The sequence below is a fragment of the Stutzerimonas stutzeri genome (assembly GCF_000952685.1).
Taxonomy (GTDB): Bacteria; Pseudomonadota; Gammaproteobacteria; order Pseudomonadales; family Pseudomonadaceae; genus Stutzerimonas; species Stutzerimonas stutzeri_E.
This window is the reverse complement of sequence record NZ_JYHV01000013.1, coordinates 1-24,114: the sequence shown is the minus strand read 5'-3', so window position 1 is coordinate 24,114 and position 24,114 is coordinate 1. Positions and strand designations below refer to the sequence as shown.

At 63.2% G+C, this 24,114-nt stretch carries 18 protein-coding genes; 8 read left to right on the top strand and 10 right to left on the bottom strand.

The genetic code is table 11. The features are described from left to right. Window positions 1–9 precede the first annotated feature (9 nt). The gene (locus UF78_RS06220; protein WP_045161200.1) at window positions 10–1,284 is read left to right on the top strand and encodes a hypothetical protein; all 1,275 of its coding nucleotides are present in this window, start codon (window positions 10–12) and stop codon (window positions 1,282–1,284) included. Window positions 1,285–1,388: 104 nt separating this feature from the next. Here UF78_RS06220 and UF78_RS06215 read toward each other — a convergent pair whose 3' ends face one another. From UF78_RS06215 to UF78_RS06200, 4 genes are all read right to left on the bottom strand, one after another. Next, the gene (locus tag UF78_RS06215) at window positions 1,389–3,698 is read right to left on the bottom strand and encodes a PAS domain S-box protein (protein ID WP_268988807.1); all 2,310 of its coding nucleotides are present in this window, start codon (window positions 3,696–3,698) and stop codon (window positions 1,389–1,391) included. Window positions 3,699–3,888: 190 nt separating this feature from the next. After that, window positions 3,889–4,848: a class I SAM-dependent methyltransferase gene (locus UF78_RS06210; RefSeq protein WP_045161198.1), complete on the bottom strand. Its 960-nt coding sequence runs from the start codon at window positions 4,846–4,848 to the stop codon at window positions 3,889–3,891. 145 nt (window positions 4,849–4,993) lie between these two features. After that, window positions 4,994–6,943, bottom strand: a complete 1,950-nt coding sequence (locus tag UF78_RS06205; protein ID WP_045161316.1) for a DNA topoisomerase III — start codon at window positions 6,941–6,943, stop codon at window positions 4,994–4,996. A gap of 315 nt (window positions 6,944–7,258) precedes the next feature. Continuing rightward, window positions 7,259–9,256, bottom strand: coding sequence for a TonB-dependent receptor family protein (locus tag UF78_RS06200; protein WP_045161196.1), 1,998 nt, complete (start codon window positions 9,254–9,256; stop codon window positions 7,259–7,261). 541 nt (window positions 9,257–9,797) lie between these two features. On the opposite strand from UF78_RS06200, the gene UF78_RS06195 reads away from it, so the two are divergent. Continuing rightward, window positions 9,798–11,957 carry a PQQ-dependent dehydrogenase, methanol/ethanol family gene (locus UF78_RS06195; RefSeq protein ID WP_045161195.1) on the top strand — a complete coding sequence of 720 codons (2,160 nt, stop codon included), beginning with the start codon at window positions 9,798–9,800 and terminating at the stop codon, window positions 11,955–11,957. 16 nt (window positions 11,958–11,973) lie between these two features. Then, window positions 11,974–13,410, top strand: a complete 1,437-nt coding sequence (gene aldA, locus UF78_RS06190; RefSeq protein ID WP_045161194.1) for an aldehyde dehydrogenase — start codon at window positions 11,974–11,976, stop codon at window positions 13,408–13,410. A 138-nt stretch (window positions 13,411–13,548) separates the two neighbouring features. Here aldA and UF78_RS06185 read toward each other — a convergent pair whose 3' ends face one another. The 5 genes from UF78_RS06185 to UF78_RS06165 all read right to left on the bottom strand — a co-directional run bounded on the left by UF78_RS06185 (window position 13,549) and on the right by UF78_RS06165 (window position 18,812). Continuing rightward, window positions 13,549–15,462 (bottom strand): sigma-54-dependent Fis family transcriptional regulator, encoded by a 1,914-nt coding sequence (locus UF78_RS06185; protein WP_045161193.1) that lies wholly within the window; start codon window positions 15,460–15,462, stop codon window positions 13,549–13,551. Window positions 15,463–15,678: 216 nt separating this feature from the next. Further along, the gene (locus UF78_RS06180; RefSeq protein ID WP_080890563.1) at window positions 15,679–16,548 is read right to left on the bottom strand and encodes an AraC family transcriptional regulator; all 870 of its coding nucleotides are present in this window, start codon (window positions 16,546–16,548) and stop codon (window positions 15,679–15,681) included. Window positions 16,549–16,701: 153 nt separating this feature from the next. Continuing rightward, window positions 16,702–17,118, bottom strand: a complete 417-nt coding sequence (locus UF78_RS06175; protein WP_045161188.1) for a nuclear transport factor 2 family protein — start codon at window positions 17,116–17,118, stop codon at window positions 16,702–16,704. A 63-nt stretch (window positions 17,119–17,181) separates the two neighbouring features. Then, a complete protein-coding gene (gene wrbA / locus UF78_RS06170) occupies window positions 17,182–17,781 on the bottom strand; it encodes an NAD(P)H:quinone oxidoreductase (protein WP_045161187.1) in 600 nt (199 codons plus the stop codon). A 110-nt stretch (window positions 17,782–17,891) separates the two neighbouring features. Beyond that, the gene (locus UF78_RS06165; protein ID WP_045161185.1) at window positions 17,892–18,812 is read right to left on the bottom strand and encodes a LysR family transcriptional regulator; all 921 of its coding nucleotides are present in this window, start codon (window positions 18,810–18,812) and stop codon (window positions 17,892–17,894) included. Window positions 18,813–18,912: 100 nt separating this feature from the next. Between UF78_RS06165 and UF78_RS06160 the strand changes: the two genes are divergently transcribed. The 5 genes from UF78_RS06160 (at window position 18,913) to UF78_RS06145 (ending at window position 22,430) form a co-directional block, all read left to right on the top strand. Next, window positions 18,913–19,836: a pirin family protein gene (locus UF78_RS06160; RefSeq protein WP_045161184.1), complete on the top strand. Its 924-nt coding sequence runs from the start codon at window positions 18,913–18,915 to the stop codon at window positions 19,834–19,836. 171 nt (window positions 19,837–20,007) lie between these two features. Further along, window positions 20,008–20,772: an SDR family NAD(P)-dependent oxidoreductase gene (locus UF78_RS06155; protein ID WP_045161183.1), complete on the top strand. Its 765-nt coding sequence runs from the start codon at window positions 20,008–20,010 to the stop codon at window positions 20,770–20,772. Between the two features lie 215 nt (window positions 20,773–20,987). Beyond that, entirely contained in the window at window positions 20,988–21,122 is a 135-nt protein-coding gene (locus UF78_RS23175; protein WP_268988805.1) for a hypothetical protein, read from the top strand. Between the two features lie 25 nt (window positions 21,123–21,147). Beyond that, window positions 21,148–21,405, top strand: coding sequence for an Atu4866 domain-containing protein (locus UF78_RS06150; protein ID WP_045161181.1), 258 nt, complete (start codon window positions 21,148–21,150; stop codon window positions 21,403–21,405). Between the two features lie 107 nt (window positions 21,406–21,512). Further along, window positions 21,513–22,430 (top strand): AraC family transcriptional regulator, encoded by a 918-nt coding sequence (locus UF78_RS06145; RefSeq protein WP_045161180.1) that lies wholly within the window; start codon window positions 21,513–21,515, stop codon window positions 22,428–22,430. A gap of 236 nt (window positions 22,431–22,666) precedes the next feature. Here the strand turns inward: UF78_RS06145 and UF78_RS06140 are convergent, their stop codons facing one another. Next, window positions 22,667–24,037: an IS1182 family transposase gene (locus UF78_RS06140; protein ID WP_045161088.1), complete on the bottom strand. Its 1,371-nt coding sequence runs from the start codon at window positions 24,035–24,037 to the stop codon at window positions 22,667–22,669. Between the last annotated feature and the right edge of the window lie 77 nt (window positions 24,038–24,114).

Genomic DNA, 24,114 nt, shown 5'->3' with positions numbered 1-24,114 from the left:
GAGACAATAATGTTCAAGATAAACCCCCTTGTAGCTGCCCTTCTTACCGTCGCCGCCAGCCAGGCGTTCGCCGTCGATAACACCTCCGAACAACGCCAGAACGGCATCGACAACCTCGCTCAGGTAGAGCAGAACGGCGGCAGTTCGAACATGGCCACGCAACTGCAGAGCGGCTTAGGCAATGACGCGATGACCGAGCAGAACGCCTCGCACTCGTCGTCGACCCTGCAAACGCAGATCGCCAACTTCCATCAGGCAAACATCAACCAGACGCTCGCCGTGCACAGTAGCGCGGTGCAATGGCAGAACGGCAACGCCAACGATGCCAGCGCCAACCAGACCGGCACCTGGAACAGCGATATCGAACAGCGCCAGCATGGCCACGCCAACAGTGCTGATAGCCAGCAGACCGGCACTCACGACACCGACGCCGTTACCAAGCAACAGGGCAACCACAACGTTGCCTCCAGCTACCAGGCCGTGACCCATGGCAGCGAGTCTGCGCTGTATCAGGATGGCGGCCTCAACGACGCGAGCATCAACCAGTCTTTCAGCGCCAACGATCGCGCCATGATCGATCAAAAAGGCGACGAGAACTCCGCCGCGATTGTCCAGAACTGGAGCGCTGGCTCGGTCGCCGAAGTCGAGCAGGTCGGCAATCTCAACGAGGCATACGTGCGCCAGACGGGCACCCGTCATGAGGCTTACACCTACGCCGGTGGCGACAGCAACAACCTGAACGTGAATCAGCGCGGCGGCTACCAGAACGCCTTCGTCTACCAACTGGGTAACGAAAACAACGTTGACGTCGCCCAGCGCGGCAACGGCAATACCGCCACCGCAGAGCAGCAGGGCTTTGGCAACGTGACGGTAATCGATCAGGACGGTCGCAACCAGATGGCCTCGGTTGACCAAAGCGGCAACTACAATAACGCTACGGTCGACCAGCAGGGCAAGGGCAACGAGCTGGCCTTCACTCAATCGGGCCTGCTCAACAGGCTCACCGCGGTACAGGACGGTGAAGGCAACCGCATCACCGGCTCCAGCACCCTATTCGGCAATGATGTCGACATCGTCCAGGATGGTGATTTCAACCTGGCCAATGTTAACCAGTTCGACGGTCCCCACCAGGCTACAATTTCCCAGTACGGCGAAAGCCATCTGGCTACGGTCACGCAGAGCGGTGCTGGAAACGAGGCCTTGGTGGTTCAGAGCGGCATGGGCAACAACGCGCTGATCAGCCAGGCCGGGTTCAACAACATGGCGGTCGTCAACCAACACTGACGTCTGCAGCACTGCGCAACGGTCGGCCTTGCGCCGGCCGTTGCGCACCGCCAAGCACAACGACCTGAGCAGAACGTCGCCAGCCTGGGCGCGGACGAAACCGCTCAGCGGTCGGCGCGCAGTTCCGCAATGCGTGCCGCCAGCGTATCGATCGAGAACGGTTTGGTCACAATGCGCATCCCGGGTTCCAACTGACCGCTGCCCATCACAGCGCTTTCCGCGTAGCCGGTTATGAAAAGCACATTCAGCAGAGGATCCCGTTGCCGAGCGGCGTCGGCGAGCTGGCGTCCGTTCATCCCGCCGGGCAGTCCAACGTCAGTGACCAGCAGCGCAATCGGCGCGCCACTCTGAAGAATGCGCAGCCCCTCGTTGCCATCAGCGGCCTGCAGCACCCGATATCCCAGCTCTTGCAGTATTTCCACCACCAGCATGCGCACGGCGGGCTCGTCATCCACTACCAGCACGATCTCATCAGTGCCGCCGCCCACCTGCCGTGGCGCCTCCAGTTCGGCGGAGTCATGAGCCTCAACATTACCGAGCGCCACGTGCGGAAGAAACAGACAGATGCGGGTGCCTCGATCCGGCTCGGAGTGTATCTTCACCTGGCCGCCCGATTGCCGGGTAAAGCCGTAGACCATCGACAGCCCCAGGCCTGTGCCCATCCCCAACGGCTTTGTGGTGAAAAACGGATCGAACGCCTGCGACACGACCTCCTTGGACATGCCGACACCCGTGTCCGTTACGCATACGCGCACGTATTGCCCAGGTGGCACATCGAGTTCCAACGCCGATTGCTCATCCAGTAGTTCGTTGCAGGTTTCGAGGGTCAGCGTGCCGCCGTCGGGCATCGCATCCCGCGAGTTGATGCCGAGGTTGAGCAATGCATTTTCCAGCTGATTGCGATCCACCAGTGTCGGCCACAGATCGCTGGCCACGTGCGTGTCCAGTTTGATTGACGGCCCGACCGTGCGGCTGAGGAGTTCTCGCAGATCCCTGACCAGCTCTCCGACATCGGTCGCCATAGGATCGAGCGTCTGGCGACGAGAGAATGCCAGCAACCGATGCGTCAGCGCGGCGGCTCGGCGAGTCGCGGTCTGCGCCACCGCTACGTACTGCTCGAGCGAATCGAAGCGCCCCTGCTCGATGCGCTTCTCGAGCAGTTCCAGACTGCCACCGATCCCGGTCAACAGGTTGTTGAAATCGTGTGCCAGACCTCCGGTCAGCTGGCCGACCGCTTCCATCTTCTGGCTTTGCCGCAGTTGCGCTTCGGCCAGTTCAAGTGCCTGCGCCTGCTCCTTGAGTGTGGTGACGTCGCGCCCCACTGCGTTGATGACCGCATCAGCCGGTCGCGACGACCAACTGATCCAGCGATAGCTGTCGTCGCTGCACCGATAGCGGTTTTCGAAATGTACGAAAGACTGCCCTTGCGAGGAGCGCCGCATCGTCTCCAGCGTGCTGGAAAGGTCGTCCGGATGAACGAAATCAAGGATGTTGGCACCGAGCAGCTGAGCTTCGCTCCACCCGAGCAACTGCTCCCAGGCCGGGTTGACGGCCATGATGAGCCCGTCGAAGCGACAGCGGATCATCACGTCGCTGGACAATTCCCAGAGCTGATTGCGGTCCTTGGTTCGGGTGGCAACTTCCTCGCGCAGGGACTCCATCAGGGCCTGCAACGCCAGTTCAGCGGAGCGACGCCCGGAAACATCGTTGAACAATATCGCGACACGGTATTCGGAAGGCTCGCCAACCGGCATCGCCTGGACTTCGTACCAGCGTTGCAAGGCATCGGCGTTGTTCTCGAAACGCACCGGACGGCGGCTCAGAGCAACCTCGCCATAGATGTCAAACCAGTGCTGCTCATGGGCAGGCGCCAGATCGGTCATCCACTTGCCGACCGCGTCAGCCAGTCCGGTCTGGCGCTCGAACGCCGGATTGGTCTCAAGAAAGCGATAGTCGATCGGCCGCCCCTCGACATCGAATTTCATCTCGATAACGCAAAACCCCGCATCGATTGCGTCGAACAGGGTGCGATAACGTCTGTCGCTGTCGGCCAGGCGTTGCGCGACCTCATCCTCTGCCGTGCAATCGTGAAGGACCTTCAGAAAGCCCAGGTGCCTGCCCTCGCAGAGCAAGGGCGTGAGCGTGCCTGCACCCCGTAGGCGAGAGCCGTCGGCACGGGTATACCAACGATCGTGGCTGGTCTTACCCTCTGCCAGCGCGCGCTGCATCAGCTCATGCAGCGAATCCGCGGAGCGCTCTTCGCAGCTGAATAGTCGATCGAATGCCTTCCCGCGCATGTCCCGCGCGGTCCAGCCGAAGATGCGCTCGGCGCCGGTGCTCCAAGCCGTAATCACCCCCTGCGGATCGGTCGTAAGCATGGCGCAGTCGCAAGCGGCATCGAAGACTGCCTGTATTTGCTGCCCTGAATCAGTAATGACATTGACTCCTACAACTGATCGAACCTATCCATAGGCCCGTCGCCCCGTTCATGGATAGAGCCGTTTGCAACTTTAACCAATAGGTGAGTGAGCCCTCCAGCGAAGACTGGAGAGTGGATGTTTCGACCCTGTACGACCTTTATCGTCGCAGCCCGGCGGAAACGGATTATGTCTGCCCGGCCGGAGGCACGGAACGGCTGAAGACCAGCGCCTTCAAACCGCTCTCGGGGCTGACGTCGGGGTATTCCGGGGGGTTCTCCAAACGTTTCTGAAATACCAACTCGGGCGCCTCGGCGGCAACGCCGTCGATGAGGAAATCCGGCCCGGTATCAGGGTCGTTGATGCAAGCCAGCACCATACCAGTGGGCGTCAGCAGCTCAGGCAGGCGCCGAAGAATCTTCCGATAGTCCCGGTCCAGAGCAAAGCTGCCTTTCTGGAACGAGGGCGGATCGACGATCACCAGATCGTAAGGCCCGCTCTTCTTGACCTTGCCCCAGGACTTGAACAGCTCGTGACCGAGAAAGCTCACCCGGCTCAGCTCATGCTGGTTTAGCCGATGATTGTCGCGTCCTCGGCTCAGGGCCGCTCTGGCCATGTCCAGATTGACCACATGCTCGGCGTCACCGGCGATGGCCGCCACGGAGAATCCACAGGTATAGGCGAACAGATTGAGCACGCGCTTGCCCCGCGCCTGCTGTTGAACCCAACGTCGGCCGTAGCGCATGTCGAGAAACAGCCCGTTGTTCTGCTTGATGCCCAGGTCGAGCTTGTACCGCAGCCCGTTCTCGCTGATCAGCCACTCCTCGATCGGTTCACCGAGCAGCTGCTGCATATGGCTGTCGGGCAGGTAGCGGTGCTGCAGCAGCAGGGTATGCGCCCCGCTCGATTGCCAGGGTTGCGCCTCGGTCAGCGACGACAACATCCCGATCAATGCCTCCAGCTCATCAGGGGCTGGCTCGCGAAACAACGAGACCAGCACCACGCCCTGCAGCCAATCGACCGTGACGTGCTCCAGGCCGGCCCAGCAGCGCCCACGCCCATGAAATAGCCGACGGGTTTCTTCTGGTAGATGCGTGAGGGCGTGGCTGAGATGCTGCTGAAGGGTGGCGAGGGCGTCAGGTTGCATTGGGCACATCGTCCAGGAAAAAAGGCTCGCGCATTCTAAACGCGAACCGGCACGCCTGCTGGGGCGGTGGACAATCAGGTGACACCTCGATAGCTGACCATGCCAGGCGAGACGATGGTGATCCGCGCCACGCTGTTCCTAACCGTCATGCGAGATCGGGTGACTTCACAGCGCGACGCGCCTTGGGCGGCGCTTTGCGGCCCGCACCCTTGCGCTTTTTCCAGGGCGCACCGCGACCGGCTGGGGCGGCGGGCCCGCTGATGATCAGTCGCACGCCCTTGCACCGTTCGACCTGCTTGCTCATCCAAGCCGATTGTTTACTGACGAACTCTTCGAGGTTCATCTCCCCGCTCTGGACCATGTCCAACGCCTGCTCCCAGATTGCCGTGGTGCCGGGGTCGGCGATAGCGCGCGGCACCGCATCGATCAGGCTGAAGGCCGCCGGTGTTGCCGCCAACGCCTTGCCCTGTTTGGTCAGGTAGCCGCGCTCGAGCAAGCCCTGGATGATTCCTGCACGCGTCGCCTCGGTGCCGATGCCGGTGGTGTCCTTGAGCTTCTGTTTCAGCTTGGGATTGTCCACCAGCTTGGCGACGTTCTTCATCGCCTTGATCAAGTCACCTTCGGTGAAGGGCTTGGGCGGCTGCGTCCAGAGATCCTTGAAGATCAGGTCGTGGATCGCGCATGTCTGCCCCTCCCGCAACGATGGCAGCGTCTGCGGCGCTGGCGCCTCACGACCGCGACTGGCCGCCGCCAGCGCCTCGGGCAAGGCGCGCTTCCAGCCCGGTTCGACGATCTGCTTGCCGACCGCCCGCAGTGTCTGGCCGCCGCAGTCAAAATCGGCCTGGGTGCGATCGTATTCGTGCGCGGGCAGGAACTGCGCCAGATAGCGCGCACGGATCAGCGTATAGACCGCCCGTGGCTTGCCCGCCAGCCGCTCGAATGCGCGGGCCGCTGCCGTGGGGATGATCCCGTGGTGCGCGCCGACCTTGGCGTCGTTCCAGGCGCGCGACTTGCGCCGGGGTTCGAGGTGTGGCGCGAGTTCGCCGAGCGACGGATCGGCCTGCGTCAATGCGGCCAGGATGCCCGGCGCTTCGCTGTGCTGGCTCAGCGGCAGGTAGCCGCAATCACTGCGCGGATAGGTGATCAGCTTGTGGGTTTCGTAGAGCGCCTGGGCGATATCCAGCGTTTCCTGAGCACCCAGGCCGAGCTTCTTCGAGCAGATTTCCTGCAGGGTGCCGAGATCGAACGGCAGCGGCGCGGCTTCGCGCATGCGTTCGGTCTTGAGCCGCTGCACCCGGGCGCTGCCAGTTGCACGCATGGCCTCGCCCGCTCGCTGCGCCAGCGCCTGGTCGAGGCAACGCCCCTGGTCATCGCTGTGCTCCTCCGGCGCGCGCCACTGCGCGGTAAAGGGAGCCGGTTCGTCACCCAAAAGCTGCACCTCGATGGCCCAGAATGGCTGCGGCACGAAGTCGGCAATGCTGCGGTCACGGTCGACCACCAGGCGCAGCGTCGGCGTCTGCACCCGGCCAACCGGCAGCACGCCCTGATAGCCGGATTGCCGCCCAAGCAGGGTAAACAGTCGACTCATGTTCATGCCGATCAACCAGTCCGCCCGCGAACGCCCGAGCGCCGATTGATAGAGATTGAAGGTATCGGCGCCCGCGCGCAGCGCGCCGAGGGCCTTGCGGATGGAAGCGTCGTCCAGTGCCGAGAGCCACAGCCGTTGAACCGGCCCTCGATAGCGACAATGCTCGACCAACTCACGGGCGATCATCTCACCCTCACGGTCGGCGTCGGTGGCGATCACCAACTCCTGCGCCTCGCCCAGCAGGCGTTTGACCGCCTTGTACTGGCTCGCCGTCTTGGGCTTGACCAACATCTTCCAGCGCTCAGGAACGATAGGCAGATCGGCCAGCGCCCAGCGCTTGTAACGCGCGTCGTAACTGTCCGGCGGTGCGGTTTCCAGCAGATGGCCGATGCACCAGGTCACGGTGACACCGGCACCCACCCAACAGCCATTGCCACGCCGTGTGGCGCCGAGCACCTGGGCAATGTCCTTGGCTTGGGAGGGTTTTTCACAGAGAAACAGCCGCATCAGGTCGTCACCCGTTCGCTTTGCAATGGCCGATAGCATGCGCAGAGGCGGAGCGGCAGGCAAGATTTATCTGTATGGATATACAGATAAATCTGTTGGATGACGGAAGGCAGCAGGCTGGCTTCGCCCATTAGCAGCCTCGGAACCCATGCAGCACACAACTATCGCTTCCGGCCTAGCCAGCCCCCCGGCGCCAGACAGCCCTTTGAAGGAACCGGATCAAGCGATGCCGCTTGATTCGCGGAGCAGCGGCTGGGGCTGTGCTTCCATTGCGGCGTGCGCCCTCGATCAGCGCAGCGCAACAACCGCAAGCTATCAAAACGTCAGTTTCGCACCGGCATAAATAGTCCGCCCTGGGGCAGGCTCATAGTAGCGACCGAAGTTATCGTTGATGCGCAGGTTGTCGTAGTAATCGCGGTCCAACAGGTTGTCGACGCCGAGATAGGGCTCCCACCGCTGATCGCCCCACGCCAGTCGCCAGCCCAAGCGGGCGTTGGCTACCGCATAGCCGGCCACGCGGTCGACGTTGGCATTGTCCGCGTATTGATGGTCGTAGGCATTGACGTTGACCCGCGCATACCAGTCGTCGCGTTCATAGCTGACCTCGGCGAACAGGGTCTGCCCTGGAATTCCCGGGATGCGGTTGCCGTCGTAACCCTGGAACTGCTCGAAACGGTAACGGTTGTAGCTCCAGGCACCCGTCAAGCGCCAGTAGCGCCCCACCAGCCAGTCCCCGCTGAGCTCGACCCCGTCGCGGCTGGACCGGCCCGCGTTGGTGTAGAAGGTACGCCCGTCGACTTCCGGAACCAGTTCATCTTCGATGCGCATGCTGTAGAGCACCGCTTCGTAGCGCAACCCCGGGTGCTCGCCCTTGAAGCCTATCTCGCGGTTGACCGACTGCGCCGCACCGAGGGACGGATTGAAGCCACCCCCGTTTGGGTTGGCCATTTCATTGATCGTCGGCGTTTCGAACGAGGTCGCGTAACGCACGTACGCCACATGGTGGGCGTCCAGTTGCCGGCTCAGCCCCAGGCTGTAGTTCCAGTCCTCCAGGTTGCGCTCGCCCGAGGCATCGCCGTCGCTCAGGTAACGGTCCTTCGCCTCGAGCCGCACGCTGTCATAGCGCACGCCGGCAGCGAGCAGCCAGGCGTCGCCCAGGTGCAGCTGATCCTCGATAAACACGCCCCGACTGTCCGCTGTTTCGCGCTGGCGCTGCGTCAGGGCGCCGGTGATGCCACCTGGCAGGTTGTCGTTGCGCGAGCGCTCGTCCCGCTGGCTTTCCAGGTCCATTCCGACGGTCAACTGATGCGGCAGACCCGCCAGTTCACGGTGAAAGGTGCGCTGCGCGCCCACCCCGGCGAACCAGCGGTCATAGGCTGTCTGGCCGTTGTTCTGCAACGGGAGGCGGTTGCCGAACTCACGCTGGCCGTAATAGCTGCGCAACTGGTACGTATCGTCGCCGGCGGCCTGCCCATCCCAAACCAGCGAGACGCGCTGCTGCTCGACAGTCTCGTCGGAATCGAACTGCAGGCTCTGCGGCCGCGCCTGGGAACGGTCCGCCCGGACCTGATCCAGCGTCAGGCCACCGGGGTCTTCGGCTCGGTTGTCGATCGCATGCAGGGTGAGCCCGAGCGTGCCGCCCTCCCCCTGCCAACGCAGCTTGCCAGTGAGGTGGTTGGTTTCGGCAGTCCCGTGCGTGCGGTAGCCATCGAGTTGCGTGGCGTTGACGGCGAGCAAGGCGCCCAGCGATCCGGCGCTGCCACTGGTTTCCGCGCGCATGCGGCGATAGCCCAGTTCGCCGCCGGTCACCTCGACCTGAGTGAGCGGCGTGTCGCCCGGTTGTCGCGTCTGGATCGCCAGGACGCCACCGGCGGCATTGCCGTAAATCGTCGACGAGGGGCCGCGAATCACCTCGATGCGCTCGACCAGCGAGGTATCCAGCCCGTCCATCTCGGTCTGCCCGTCAGGCATGGTCAGCGGCACACCGTCGACGAGCACCCGCACGCCGCGCACGCCAAAACTGGAGCGGGAACCAAAGCCACGAATGGACAAGCGCATGCCTTGCGCCAGGTTGTAGCGGCTCTGCGAAAGCGCGCCCGGCACAGGCCCGAGCAAGCTGTCGAGGGTGAGCAACTGCTCACCCGGCTGGTCCTGCGCCGTTACGGCGGACACCGCCATCGGCAAGGTGAACCAGTCGGATTCCGCCCGCGGCGAGCTCACCATCAAGGGGTCAAGCGTAAGCGGTTCACTTGTCTGCGCGAGCAATGGCCCGGTTACCAACGAGAGCGATCCGGCAAGAAAAAATCGGTACATGGTTAAACCTTGTTGTTAGGTGTTTTGCTGCCGCTGGCCTCTGTTGCCAGGCGAACGGCTCACGAGCCATGAACGCCCTCAGGACGAAGGATTGCAGTATTAAGCCCAGGCGCACCGGAGCGCGTTTTTTAAACTACAGAAACGCCCTGATGCGGAAAACCCTGCAAATGCCTGCGCGTCATCAAGGCAATGCACATGCCAAGCGAGCCTGAAGACTTACCGTTTTGCCGTTTGCGCCGCCGAAACAGCCCTACGGCTGCTTTACAGCCGCCCAGTAACCCGTTTCGAATCGCCGCCGCGTTGCCCAGCCTGCTACCGCCGCGCCTGCCGACGCCGCAACCCTGTCGCAGAAACGCGACAGTTGCTGCAGCGGTGCAACGGCCCGGTTGCGACAGACCGCTTCAACCGCACCGCCCCTGCTCGCGCAAGGCCGCGTCGCCACTGGCTCCGCAGCCAGATCGGAACGGCTGGCACAGCGGTTGCTCTCCCGAGAAGACCTGCCCCACAGGGCAGCTAAACCAATAACAAGAGAGAGCCTGCGATGAAGCACCTGGATCCCTACCTGGGCCGACGGCCCACCACCCTGCTTGGCGCCACCAGTTTGGCCGCCCTGCTGTCCCTGCCGCTGCACGCTGCCGAAGTCGACGGCAAACGCATCGCCAATGCCGACGCCGAACCCGGTAACTGGATGAGCCATGGGCGCGACTACGGCGAGCAGCGCTACAGCCCGCTGAAGAAGATCACCGATGACAACGTCGGCGAACTCGGCCTGGCCTGGAGCTACAAGCTCGACATCGACCGCGGCGTCGAAGCCACGCCCATCGTGGTCGACGGCGTGATGTACACCACCGGCCCCTTCTCCATCGTTTATGCGCTGGACGCACGCACCGGCAAGGAAATCTGGAAGTACGACCCCAAGTCCGACCGCTCCCGCGCGGGTGAGGCCTGCTGCGATGCGATCAACCGCGGCGTCGCCGTGTGGAAGGGCAAGGTCTACGTCGGCGTGCTCGACGGCCGCCTGGAAGCCATCGATGCCAAGACTGGCGAGCGCGTCTGGTCGGTCGATACCCGCTACGACAAGGCCCGCAGCTATTCCATCACTGGCGCGCCACGTGTGGTCAACGGCAAGGTGGTGATCGGCAACGGCGGCGCTGAGTTCGGCGTGCGCGGCTATGTCACCGCCTACGATGCCGAGACCGGTGATCAGGCCTGGCGCTTCTTCACCGTGCCGGGCGATCCGGACAAGCCGGCCGAAGGCAAGGGCATGGAAATCGCCAAGAAGACCTGGCACGGCCGCGCCTTCGTCGAACAGGGCGGTGGCGGCACCGCCTGGGACTCTTTCGCCTACGACCCGGAGCTGAACCTACTCTACATCGGTGTCGGCAATGGCTCGCTGTGGGATCCGATCTGGCGCAGCGAGGGCAAGGGCGACAACCTGTTCCTGTCGTCGATCGTCGCGGTCAACGCCGATACCGGCGAGTACGTCTGGCACTACCAGACCACCCCGGGCGATGCCTGGGACTACACCGCGACCCAGCACATGATCTTGGCCGACCTCGAGATCAAGGGAAAACAGCGCAAGGTGCTCATGCAGGCGCCGAAGAACGGCTTCTTCTACGTCATCGACCGCGCCACGGGCGAACTCCTGTCTGCCGAGAACATCGTGCCGATCAACTGGGCCAAGGGTGTGGATCTGAAGACCGGCAGGCCCATCGTCGACGACGAAGCCGCCGCCTACTGGAAGGGCGAGAAAAAGGCCAAGCTGGTCCAGCCGGGCTTCTGGGGCGCGCATGACTGGCACCCGATGTCCTACAGCCCAGATACCGGGCTGGTCTACATCCCCGCGCACATCATGTCGGCCTGGTACGAGCACGTGCCGGATGCGCCGGCGCGCAACAAGTTCAAGAGCATGTACCAGCTGGGCCTGAAGACCGGGATGATGCCCGAGGATCCGGAAGGCCTGGGCAAGTACGCCGACACCTGGTCCGGCAAGCTGATCGCCTGGGACCCGGTCAAGCAGCAACAAGCCTGGGAAGTGCCCTACGTCACCATCTTCAACGGCGGCACCCTGAGCACCGCGGGCAACCTGGTGTTCGAAGGCAGCGCCGACGGCCGCGTCATCGCCTACGCCGCCGACACCGGCAAGAAGCTTTGGGAGCAACCGGCTGCCAGCGGCGTGATGGCGGCGCCCATCACCTACAGCGTGGACGGCGAGCAGTACGTGACCTTCATGGCCGGCTGGGGCGGCGCCTTCTCAACCTTCGCCGGCGCCCTTTCGCTGCGTGCCGGTGTGCAGCCCTACGCCCAGGTGCTGACCTACAAGCTCGGCGGTACGGCCGAACTGCAGGAACCCGCGCCGCGTGAGGATGCACCCAAGCCACCGCCATTGACTGCCGATGCGGCTACGGTCGAGGCCGGCGCCAAGCTGTACGACGGCTACTGCTCGCAATGCCACGGCATCCACGCGGTCAGCGGCGGCGTGCTGCCGGACCTGCGCATGCTCGCTCCGGAAAAGCATGAGCAGTTCCTCGGCATTCTCCACGGCGCGCGCATTCCCGATGGCATGCCGTCGTTCGCAGAAGCGTTCGACATGGAGCAGATGGGCCAGATCCACCAGTACCTGATCAAGCGTGCCCACGACCGCGTGGAGCACGGCCCGAACGACCTGCCGCAGCCGACCCAGAAAACGGCCAGCAACTGACCCTCAGGAGACCGACATGACTGATCCAATCACCTACCAGAACTATATCGACGGCGCCTTCGTCGCCTGTGACAACCTCATCGAGGTGCGCAACCCGGCCACCGGTGCGGTGCTTTCCCGCGTGCCGGAATCCGACGCTGCCACCGCCGAACGCGCCATTGCCGCAGCCCGTGCTGCGCAAAAGGGCTGGGCGCAGAAGCCGGCCATCGAACGCGCCGGATACCTGCGCGCCATCGCCAGCAAGATTCGCCAGAACGCCGAGCGCCTGGCCCGCGTCATCACCGAGGAAGGCGGCAAGATCCAGAGCCTGGCGCTGGTGGAAGTCAACTTCACCGCCGACTACCTCGACTACATGGCCGAGTGGGCGCGGCGTATCGAGGGCGAGATCATCACCAGCGACCGTCCGGGCGAGAACATCTTCCTGTTCCGCAAACCGCTGGGCGTGGTGGCCGGCATCCTGCCGTGGAACTTCCCGTTCTTCCTGATCGCCCGGAAGATGGCGCCCGCGCTGGTGACCGGCAACACCATCGTCATCAAGCCCAGCGAGGAGACGCCAAACAACTGCTTCGAATTCGCCAAGCTGGTGGCCGAGACCGACCTGCCCAAGGGTGTGTTCAACGTGGTCTGCGGCAGCGGTGCCGGCGTCGGCAGCGCGCTGACCACCAGCGACAAGATCGACATGATCAGCTTTACCGGCAGCGTCGGCACCGGCCAGCGGATCATGGCCGCCGCGGCGCAGAACGTCACCAAGCTCAACCTGGAGCTGGGCGGCAAGGCGCCGGCGATCGTGATGAACGACGCCGACCTGGACCTCGCCATCACCGCCATCCGCGCCTCGCGCATCATCAACACCGGGCAGGTCTGCAACTGCGCCGAGCGCGTCTACGTGCAGCGCGGCGTGGCCGAGCAGTTCATCGAGCGCATCGCCGGCGCCCTGGCCGAAACGCGCTACGGCGACCCCATCGCCCAAGCGGATGTGGAAATGGGCCCGCTGATCAACGAGGCCGGGCTGCGCAAGGTCGAGCAGATGGTGCGTACCGCACAGAGCCAAGGCGCACAGGTGATCACCGGCGGCGCCGTGGCGGACCTGGGCAAGGGCTTTCACTACCAGCCGACGCTGCTCGCCAACTGCTCGCACGACATGGAGATCATGCGCCAGGAAGTCTTCGGCCCGGTACTGCCGGTGCAGATCATCGACGACCTGGACGAAGCCATCGCCCTGGCCAACGACTGCGAGTACGGCCTGACCTCCTCGATCTATACCCGCGACCTCTCCACCGCGATGAGGGCTGCGGCTGGTCTGGACTTCGGCGAAACCTACATCAACCGAGAGAACTTCGAGGCGATGCAAGGCTTTCACGCCGGGGTGCGCAAGTCCGGCATCGGTGGCGCCGACGGCAAGCACGGCCTGTACGAGTACACCCATACTCACGCGGTTTATCTGCAAAGCTGAGTGACTTGAGCTGACCAAGAACCCCGCCCCGGCGGGGTTCTTTTTTATGCGATCGAGCGATGACTAGCGCCTGACCCTAGGGTGGACCGAGGGGCGCTCCGCTTCAATCCACCGAAAACACCGAGTCACCTACGAGCATCATTTGCGCAGCGCGGTGAGACCGTAACGGTGCAGCTTGCGATAAAAGGTGGCGCGGTTGATGCCGAGGGAGCGAGCGGCCGACGTGACATTGCCGCCGTGCTGTTCGAGTGTCGCTTGCAGATGGGCCGCTTCGGCAGCGTCTCGGGTCGTCTCCAGCGACTGCGCAACGGGTGCCCGCTCCGCAGGCACCGACATGATCTCCGGCGGCAGACAATCGAGACCGATTATCCCGTCGTCCGCCAACGCGACCGCACAGCGCAGCACGTTGATCAGCTGGCGCACGTTGCCAGGCCACCCATAAGCGGCCAGACGCTCCATCGCCTCGGCGGTCAGCTCGACGTACTCATTCCCGGCCTCACGTTGCAGAACGCGGCGGATAAGCCCCGCGCGATCCGCCCGGTCGCGCAAGGCGGGCAGCCTGACCGTCAACCCGTTGAGTCGGTAATAGAGGTCCTCACGAAACTCGCCCGCAGCCACCATGGTGGGCAGGTCGCGATGCGTCGCGCACACCAGTTGCACGTTCAACGACACCGGTGTTGCGGCGCCCAGCGGCACCAGCTCCCGCTCGGCCAGCACGCGCAGCAGCCGCGTCTGCAGATGCGCCGGCATATCGCCGATCTCGTCGAGGAACAGCGTCCCGCCATTGGCTTGTTCCAGCTTGCCTTTCATCCCCTGACGGCTAGCGCCTGTAAAGGTACCGGCGCGATAGCCGAACAGCTCGCTCTCGATCAGCGACTCCGGGATCGCCGCGCAATTGAGCGCAACGAAGGGCCCCCTGGCGCGCGCGCTGGCGTGATGGATCGCCCGTGCAAAGGCTTCCTTGCCGGTGCCGGTCTCACCGGTCAGCAACAGCGGAATGTCGCGATCGAGCACGCGCCGCAGCTTCTGGACGGAGCGTTGCAGACCTGAGTCCTCCCCGGCCAAGTGTTCAAGCGTCGGCTCTGCCGGAACGACGCTCAGGCCACGCTCGTTCCTGGCGCGCCGCGCGGCGGTGGCCGGCATACGCAGCGTGACCTCCAGTGCAGGCCCGCCGGCCAGCCGTAGATTCGCGGCGCGCCGGCCACCCTGCGTCAGGGTTATCAGCTCATCCAGGGACGTCGACAAGACATCCTGAACCGCCACCCCCAGCAGCGCGCTCCCTTGGTCGGCGGCCACAAAAGCCGCTCGGTTGGCTCCGAGAATTCGGCCCGCCGCATCGAGCGCCAACAACCGCTCGTTGCCCAGGTCGCCGACATCACCGCCCAAGGTCAGCATTGCGTAACTGGCATAGCGCTGGCGGAAGCTGGCGTTCTCGATGAGTCGCGCGTACAGGCTCACCAACTGCAGTGTCAGATACTGCGCCTGCTTCGGCCCACCACTGTTGAGGCAGGAGGCATTGAGACACCCCAGCAACGCACCCTGAGGATCGAACAGCGGCGCCACCGAGCAACTCAACATGGCGTTGCTGCTGAGAAAATGCTCGTCCCGGTGGATGATCAGCGGCTGGCCCGCGGCCAGCCCGGTACCGATGCCGTTGGTCCCTACCAGCGACTCGTCCCAGCAACTGCCGACCACCAGCCCCGAGTCCGCATAGGGGCTGTATTCCCCAGGCAGCCGCGCATCGAGCGTGATACCGCGGCGATCACTGAGCAGTACCGCAAACCCCGCTGGGTTCAGGCGCCGCGAGAGCCCTTCCATGCCCTGGCTCGCAATGGCCAGAAAGTCATGGTGCTCTTCTTGATGCAGGCGGATCTCGTGATGTCCAAGCTGAACGTGAGAAGCGGATCGAGCGGGATCGAGCCCGTGCTCATGGACGCTGCGGTACCACGATTCCGCTATCAACCGATCCGGATTGGATCCTCGGTCGGCGAAATGCGTGGCGACGAATGCGGAGAGTTCGGTTGGAAGCTCTGATGGCGGACGCGCGATCATGCGGGACTCCAAACAAGGCGCCGAGTCGGGCCATGCATAATTGTTCGTATCGGCCGCCGCAGCAGCCAAAACCAAGCCTAGCACGGCCGCTCCAGGCAGGGCTGTCTGCCTGCCCGGTTGAGGTAATTAAGGTGACAGCTTCGGGAGTTGAACTTCGCAACCCCGCGCAGCTGAGGTGCTCCTTTCGGTGCAGAGGGGTAACGATTGAGAGAGCGATCACGCCTGGCGATAGGCGCTGGGCGTGACGCCTACCTCGCGGCGAAACACCTGGGAGAAATGGCTGGGACTCGAGTAACCGACTTCCAACCCGACGTCGATGATGCTGCGGTCCGTCTCCAGCAGCAGATTCCGGGCGCGGCTCATGCGCAAGCGAATGAAGTACTGCGAGGGTGACAGCCCGGTGGCACGCTTGAACATCCGGCTGAAGTGGTACTCGCTCAGCTCCGCGACCTGCGCCAGCTTCACGAGACTGAATTCGTCAGCAAGGCCCTCGTTCATCGCCTCGATGACCCGGCGCAGCTTGTAGGCCTGCAGCGCATTGCTGCGCCGCGCGCCGCGGCGCGGGTCTAGGTAGCGGCGCACTAGATGCACGGCCAGCGCCTGGGCCAGACTGTGGGTGAACAAGGGGCTGGGTTGGCGCTCGTCGATGAGCTCTTGGCGCAGCTGCTCCAGCATCACGCTGATCCGTTCATCCTGCGCACCGGAAATATCGAGGAAGGTTACCGGGTCGGCGTGTTCGCCTAACACGTCGCTCGCGGCCTGATCGATCAGCGGCAGGCCGAGGTACAAGTGCATCACTTCAAAAGTGTCGCAGCCTTGCGTCTGCCAGCGCATCTCGTAGGGCTCGGCGGTATTGGTGAGAAAGAAGTCACCAGCCTTGACGCTGGACGCTTGCCATTCCCCGCCGAGGTCACGCTCTTCGACGCGGGCCGCGCCCTCCAGCACCCATACCAGAAGCGGCTCGACCACCGCGGGCACCAGAATCGGTTGGACGATGCTGCGATGGCTGAACCGCAACACCACCACGTCCTGCAACTGCGGGCGCGGCGGCGAGGCCTGCGGCGCACCCGGCAGATAATGCAGCATCGATTCGCCCGTGATGCGCTGGGCATCGCTGGAAGCGGTGTTTTGGGGATCGGCTTGGCGCACAGGATGTTCCCTCGACAGAGCCCTCTGGCGAGGGCTGGCATCGATAGGTTAGCGCAGCGGTCTTGGCCTTGAGCAAGGCCGCTCGGTCGCTCAGCTGACCAACGCAGGGATGGGCGCATCCAGGGCAAGGGCCGCCCGGACCGGGTCGAAGTATTCGCAGATAAACGCGAGCTTGCCGTCTTCGACGCGTACGAACAGCACGTAGTCCTGCTCGTAGATGCGCTCCGTCGCTTTGATCAGGCCCTCGGCTTTCACCTCGGCGCTGGCTTCCAGCGGGTTCGCGCCAGGGTGAATCCGTAGGTCATGAAAGCGGAAGTTATCCACCGCACCGATGAACCAGCCGACATGGCCGAGCACCTGATCGCGCCCGTCGAGGCGCGCCGGGTGGCCGAGTGTGGGCGCAAACGGCAACTCCCACACCAGATCATCGGCGATCAGGGTCTGCCAACGTTCAGGGTCATCGACGAAGGTTTCGAAATGCAGGCGAAGCAGCTGTTCGGCGGTCATGGTGTTTGCTCGTATCCAGGAGAAAGGGCAGAAAGGGCTTGCCAAAGGGCAAGCCCTGAACGATCAGCCGAACAGCTTGATGGCCGTCTTGGCAATCAGCTCGCCCTGGTGGCGGGCACCGTCCAGCTCGATATCGCTGGGCTGACGCGAGCCGTCGCCGCCGGTAACGGTGGTCGCGCCGTAGGGTGCACCGCCCACCACTTCGGAAACGCTCATCTGGCCCTGATGGCTGTACGGCAGGCCGACGATGGTCATGCCGAAGTGCAGCAGGTTGGTGATGATCGAGAACAGCGTGGTTTCCTGACCGCCATGCTGGGTGGCGCTCGCCGTGAAAGCGCCGCCCACCTTGCCATTGAGCGCACCGCGCGCCCAAAGCCCGCCGGCCTGATCGAGGAAGGCGGCCATCTGGCTGCTGATGCGGCCGAAACGGGTGCCGGTACCGACGATGATGGCGTCGTACTGTTCGAGCTCGGCGACCGTCGCAACCGGTGCGGCCTGGTCCAGTTTGAAGTGGGCACCGCGGGCGATTTCTTCCGGGACCGTCTCCGGGACGCGCTTGACGTCCACTTGTGCACCGGCCACTCGTGCGCCCTCGGCTAGGGCGTTGGCCATTGTTTCGAGATGCCCGTAGGACGAGTAATAAAGAACCAGAACCTTAGCCATGAGATGCCTCCATTGAGTAAGTGCCAGCGGCCGTGTTGCCGCGATGGAGGCAATGTCTCATGGCGCTACGATCGAAAATAGAAGACTAATTTCGAGAGTTAGGTTCGACTTTATCGAATAGTTAAAGCCCGTTCGGATACCTGCGCTTTGAACCGTTCTATCAACCAGTTCGCTGCCGGGCCGGGCGGTGTGTCGGTGCGGTAGATGACATCGAAGGTGTAGTCGCCGACGAAGCAGTCGGGCAGGTCGAGTTGCACGAGGCGGCCGCTGGCCAGGTCATCGCGAACCATGTCGATCGGCATGTTGCCCCAGCCGATGCCTTCTCGAAGCAGCATGTGTTTGGCGCCTAGGTCCGCCAGTCGCCAGGTGCGCGTGCCGACCACGGCGAACTCCTGATCCTCGGTGAGCCGGGAGCGGTCGGTCAGGACCAGTTGCACGTGCGTGCGCCCAGCGCCCGGCGCGTGCGGGCCCGGTTGCGCCAGCGGGTGGTCGGGCGCGGCCACCGGAACCAGCGCCACCTTGCCTACGCCGATACGTTCGATGCCGTCGATGCTGGCGGTCAGCGGTCCGCTCACGCCTAACGTGGCGCCGCGGTCGAGCACGCGTTGCGTCACCCCGCCAAGGGCTTCGATATGCAGGTGCAGCGACACGGTGGGAAATTCCTCGCGAAAGGCTTTTAGCGCATCGACCACCCGTTCGCGGGGCAACATCACGTCGAGCACCAGATGCACCTCGGCTTCCAGACCGTGCAGCAGCCCACGGACCTTGGCTCTCAGCCCGTCGATGCCGCTATAGATGGTGCGGGCTTCGGCCAGCACCGTTCGGCCGGCGTCGGTCAATTGCGGTTTGCGGGTGGTTTTGCGGTCAAACAGGCTGACGCCCAGCTGCATTTCCAGATTGGCGATGGAGTAGCTCACAACCGACGTGGCGCGGTGCAACTTGCGCGCCGCGCCAGCAAAGCTGCCGACATCGACCACGGTGAGAAACACGCGCAGTTGATCGAGCGTTGGGGTGCCTGGGTCTGAAATCATTTCTAATCCCTCGAACGTTTTGATGCATATTATCCGGGTTTTTCAGATAAGCCAGCAGGGCTAGAGTGACCTCACCTTCACTGATTCAACGAGACCGGCCATGACCCTGCAAACCTCCGCCACCGGCGCCATCGAGCAAATCATTCTTCCCAACGTCCGCGACATCGGCGGGTTCGATGTGCGCCGTGCGCTGCCTTCCGTGCAGCGGCGGATGGTCGGGCCGTTCATCTTTCTCGACAGCTTCGGGCCGGTGGTCTTCGGGCCGGGAGAAGGCATGGACACCCGCGCGCATCCGCACATTGGCTTGTCGACCATCAGCTACCTGCTGCAAGGTGAAATGCTGCACCGCGACAGCGCCGGGCATGTTCAGCAATTGCGTGCAGGGGAAATCAACCTGATGACGGCCGGGCGCGGCATCGTCCACTCCGAGCGATCCAGCGATCCGGTCTGGGCCAGCGGTGGCGGGCTCATGGGCTTCCAGGCCTGGGTCGCGCTGCCCGAGTCGCATGAGGAGGCCGAGCCTGGCTTCCAGCATCTGCTGGCCGAGCGTATTCCGCATATCGACGGTGACGGCGCTTCGCTGAGTCTGCTGGCCGGTTCGCTGGACGGCCTCAAGTCGCCCAGCCGGACCGTCTCGGACCTGTTCTACGCCGATCTCCAACTGCAAGCGGGCGCACGTTATCGCCTGTCGGCCGAACATATCGAGCGCGCGCTGTATGTCGTCAGTGGCGAGGTCGAAGTGGTGGGGCAGCCGGAGCGATTCGGGGCCGATCGCCTGGTCGTGCTGCGCCCGGACAGCGAAGTGGTGCTGCATGCCATCGGACCCGCCCGACTTCTGCTGCTTGGTGGCGAGCCACTGGAAGGTCGTCGGCACATTTATTGGAATTTCGTGTCGAGCCGACCCGAGCGCATCCAACAAGCGGCCGAAGACTGGCGGGCGCGGCGCTTCCCTGATGTGCCGGGCGATATGGATTTCATTCCGCTGCCAGACGATTCCCAGGTGCGCTGGCGTTTCAAGACGTGATCTGCGCCGGCTGACCCATGTTCTACGTCGGCGCAAAACCCCGACAGCCCCGGCAAACCTGCGAAAGCCCGCCCCAGCGCATTGCGAGACAGTGAAGCTGTCGATAACGACAGCGCCTCACGGGCGCCGAGCCGGCGAATGTCTCCTCGGCTCGCAACGCAGGAGAGCACCATGACTGATTTCACGCACAGCATTCCTCACGAAGTCGAAGGCAAAGTTGCGCTGATCACCGGCGCCGCCAGTGGCATCGGCAAGGCGATCGCCCTGTTGCTGCATGCACGTGGCGCCAAGGTCGTTGCCGAAGACCTGAACCCCGCCGTCGAAGATCTCTCCCGTCACGGGCTGGTCCCGCTGGTGGCCGACATCAGCGAAGACGGCGCCGCCGAGCGCGCGGTCGCTCTGGCTGTCGAGCAGTTCGGCCGGCTGGACATCCTGGTCAATAACGCAGGAATTATCATCAACAAGCTGGTCGTCGACATGACCCGCGAAGACTGGGAGCGCATCCAGGCGGTCAATGCCACCGCGGCATTCCTGCATAGCCGCGAGGCGGTCAAGGCAATGATGCCCAACAACTCCGGGGCCATTGTCAACATCGCCTCCTATGCGTCCTACTTCGCCTTTCCGACCATCGCCGCCTACACCGCGTCCAAGGGCGCGCTGGCCCAACTGACCCGCACGCTGGCGCTCGAAGCCATCGAGCATGGCATTCGCGTCAATGCCATCGGCGTTGGCGACGTGGTCACCAACATCCTCAACGATGTCGTTGAAGACGGCCCGGGTTTCCTGGCCCAGCACGGTGAAGCCGCGCCTATCGGCCGTGCTGCGCAGCCTGAGGAAATTGCCGAGATCGTTGCCTTTCTCGCCTCGGATCGCGCGAGTTTCATGGTCGGCTCGGTCGTCATGGCCGACGGCGGCATGACCGTCAAAGCCGGCTGATCGAGTTGCACAAGCAGCGGCCGGCCGGATGGGGCAAGTGACGCCGTGAATCGACAGGGACGTCGGCAACGCCATACAGGATCAGGCAAACGCGCGACACGTTCGACATAACGGCCCAACGGCCACTCTCCCTAATCTGGACTCACGAAACGGATGACATCAAACGGCCCGGACAGGCCATCCGTACCCGCTATTCGACTTGTGAGGACATCGCCATGAAAAACATCAGTCAACTGTTGATCGGTACCGCCCTGAGCGCCTTCATCGTCTCCACCGCGAGCCTGGCCCCGGTCGCCCTGACCGTCGCCGAAGACGGCGCAGAGCGCACCGCCATCAGCCGCCTCGGCTGATGGCTCCGCAGATGGAGCGCCTGACATGCAAAGCACGCAACCTTCTGCCGCAACTCACCCTTATGCCGGCATGTGGATTACCGCTGATGGATACATTCGCCACGAGTTGCTGCCCAACGGACGCTACGACGAGGCACGAGGGAATCGCAAGAGCGCCTATCAGGGACGCTACGAGGTGGAAGGCGACTACATCCGTTACCGGGACGACACGGGCTTCACCGCGGACGGGGAGTTTCGCGATGGCGTTCTCTACCACGCCGGTATGGTGCTCTACCGCAGGTAATAGCCAGCCCGGCGTCTTGGCCGGGCTTCTCTCGTCTCGCCGGCATACGGATTCGTGGCATCAGTGATTGGCTTTGCTAACCTTTGACCACTCTCGAGGGCCATCACATGGATACGAACAACGATTCCGACCTCCAGAACACCGCAGCCTACCGCGCCGAACTGATACGGATACTGACGCGGCGGATCCCCAGCCCCGGCACCTACGAAACAGCCATCGCACCGCTGCACGTCATTCGCATGGACGCGCCGTCCGAGCTCATCCACACCGTGCACCGACCCGCGCTCTGCCTGATCGTCCAAGGGCGCAAGGATGTCGGCCTGGGTGATGAACAGTACCGTTACGACCCCCTCAACTATCTGGTGGTATCGGTCACCTTGCCCGTCTCTGGACGCGTGATCGAAGCGAGCCCTGAAGCGCCTTACATCTGTATTCGGCTTGATTTCGATCCGGCTGAAATCGCCCAGCTGATCGCCGAAGCGCCGCCCGCTGGCGTGCCGGACGAGCCGAGCCGCGGCCTGTTCCTCGACCGCATCGATGCTCCGTTGCTCGACACCATGCTGCGCCTGGTGCGCCTGCTCGATACGCCACGGGACATCGGCATGCTCGCGCCGCTGGCCTTGCGCGAGCTCTATTACCGACTGCTGCGCGGTAGCCAGGGGCGTCGGCTCTACGAAATTGCGATCGGTGATACGCAGACGCACCGGGTGACGCGGGCGATCGACTGGCTAAACAAGCATTACACCGAACCCCTGAGGATCGACGAGCTTGCCCGTGTGGCAAATCTCGGCAATTCGACGTTGCATCACCGCTTCAAGGCGGTCACCGCCATGAGCCCGCTGCAATACCAGAAGCAGCTCCGCCTGCAGGAGGCGCGCCGGCTGATGATCAGCGAAGGGCTCGACGTTTCCAGCGCTTGCTACCGCGTCGGCTACGAAAGCCCCTCGCAATTCAGCCGCGAGTACAGCCGTCAGTTCGGCTCACCGCCGTCAAAGGATGTCAGCCGGTTACTGCACAGCGCTTGATGCTACCTAATCACACCTGCAGGGATCCTCTTGAAACGGGTCGAAAGCGGTCCGTCATGAACGGCAGCTTTTGCCCGATTCTGTTGAAAAAGCAGGTTTAGCGGCAGCCAGGCGGTCGGATGTACCGGCTGTCGAAGTGGCTGCAAGCCACTTCAAGTTGCCTTTCGGCGTTTCGCTGAGCGTCATTGCTCAGCTCTGAGGGTTAATTTGAGGGTTTCTGCTCGCAGCAGGCGTACCTATCCCATTAATGGTGGCCCTTGAGGCAAAAGCTTGGCCATGCGGCGCAGGTTCTGCACCGTCGCCGCCAGGGTGAATTCATCAGTCGCACCCGTCAGACCGCGCAGCCGTAAGCGATCAAGTTTCATTATCCGCTTGAGGTGGGCGAATAGCATTTCCACCTTCTTTCGTTCGCAGCGAGAGACTAGGTATTCCGGTGTCTTGGCGATACGTCGAGCCACGTCGCGGGCAGCCTCATGGATGCTGCGGACGATCTTCCGAGTCGGCGTGTTGGGGCAGCACTTCGCTTTCAACGAGCAGGTGGCGCAGTCGGTTTGGCTGGAGCGGTAAATGATGGTGTTGGCCTTGGTCACCCGCGATCTTTTCTGGGTGAAGGCGCGCCATTCACTGCGTAGTGGTTTGCCGGCTGGGCAGCGATATTCATTGGCTTCCTGGTTCCAGTGGAAGTCGTTACTGGAGAGGCTGTCGTCCTTGCGCTCGGTCTTGTCCCACACCGGAACATGCGGCTCGATGTCCTTTTCTTCTACCATCCAGGCCAGCATCGGGGCGATGCCATAAGCGGTATCGCCGATAAGGCGTTCCGGTGTGAGATCGAACTGCGCTTCGACACGCTCGACCATCGTCCTGGTCGAATCGACTTCGGCGGTACGGTGCGCCGAGGTAGCTTCCACGTCCATGATCACACCGTGCTCAGTGTCGATCAGGTAATTCGTGGAGTAGGCAAAGAAGGCCGGGCCGCCTGGTGCTGCTGTCCAACGGGACTGAGGATCGGTGAGCGAAATTTTCTTAGGAAGAGCCTCAGCCAGCGCCTCTTCATCAAGGGCTTCGAGGTACTCGCGCACGGCGCGACTGCTGAGCTTTGGATCGTTCCAATCGACTTCATTACCCGCCATGCCACGTTGGCGGCTAGCATCGGCCTTGATGATGCTGGCGTCCACAGCGAAGCCTTCGCCTTTGACCAGGCCAGCCGCCATGCAGCGGCGCAGCACCTCATTGAACAACCAGCGGAACAGGCCACTGTCACGAAAACGGCCGTGTCGGTTCTTCGAGAAGGTCGAGTGATTGGGTACTTCGTCTTCCAGACCCAGCCGGCAGAACCAGCGATAGCCAAGGTTCAGGTGCACCTCTTCGCACAATCGACGCTCGGAACGAATGCCATAGCAGTAGCCGACGACGAGCATACGCACCATCAATTCCGGGTCAATCGAGGGACGCCCGATGGGGCTATAGAAATCCGCCAGGTAGGCGCGCAGATCACTGAGATCCAGGCATTGGTCGATGCTGCGCAGGAGGTGTTGGGGCGGGACGTGATCTTCCAGATTGAACGAGTAAAACAGGCGCTGCTGCCCTCCCGGTAACTGTCCCATCATGCTGTTCGCCCCCACGCTCACTGACAGAGCAATTTTGCCGAAGGCATGGGGAAGCAGCTACTTTTTCAACAGAATCG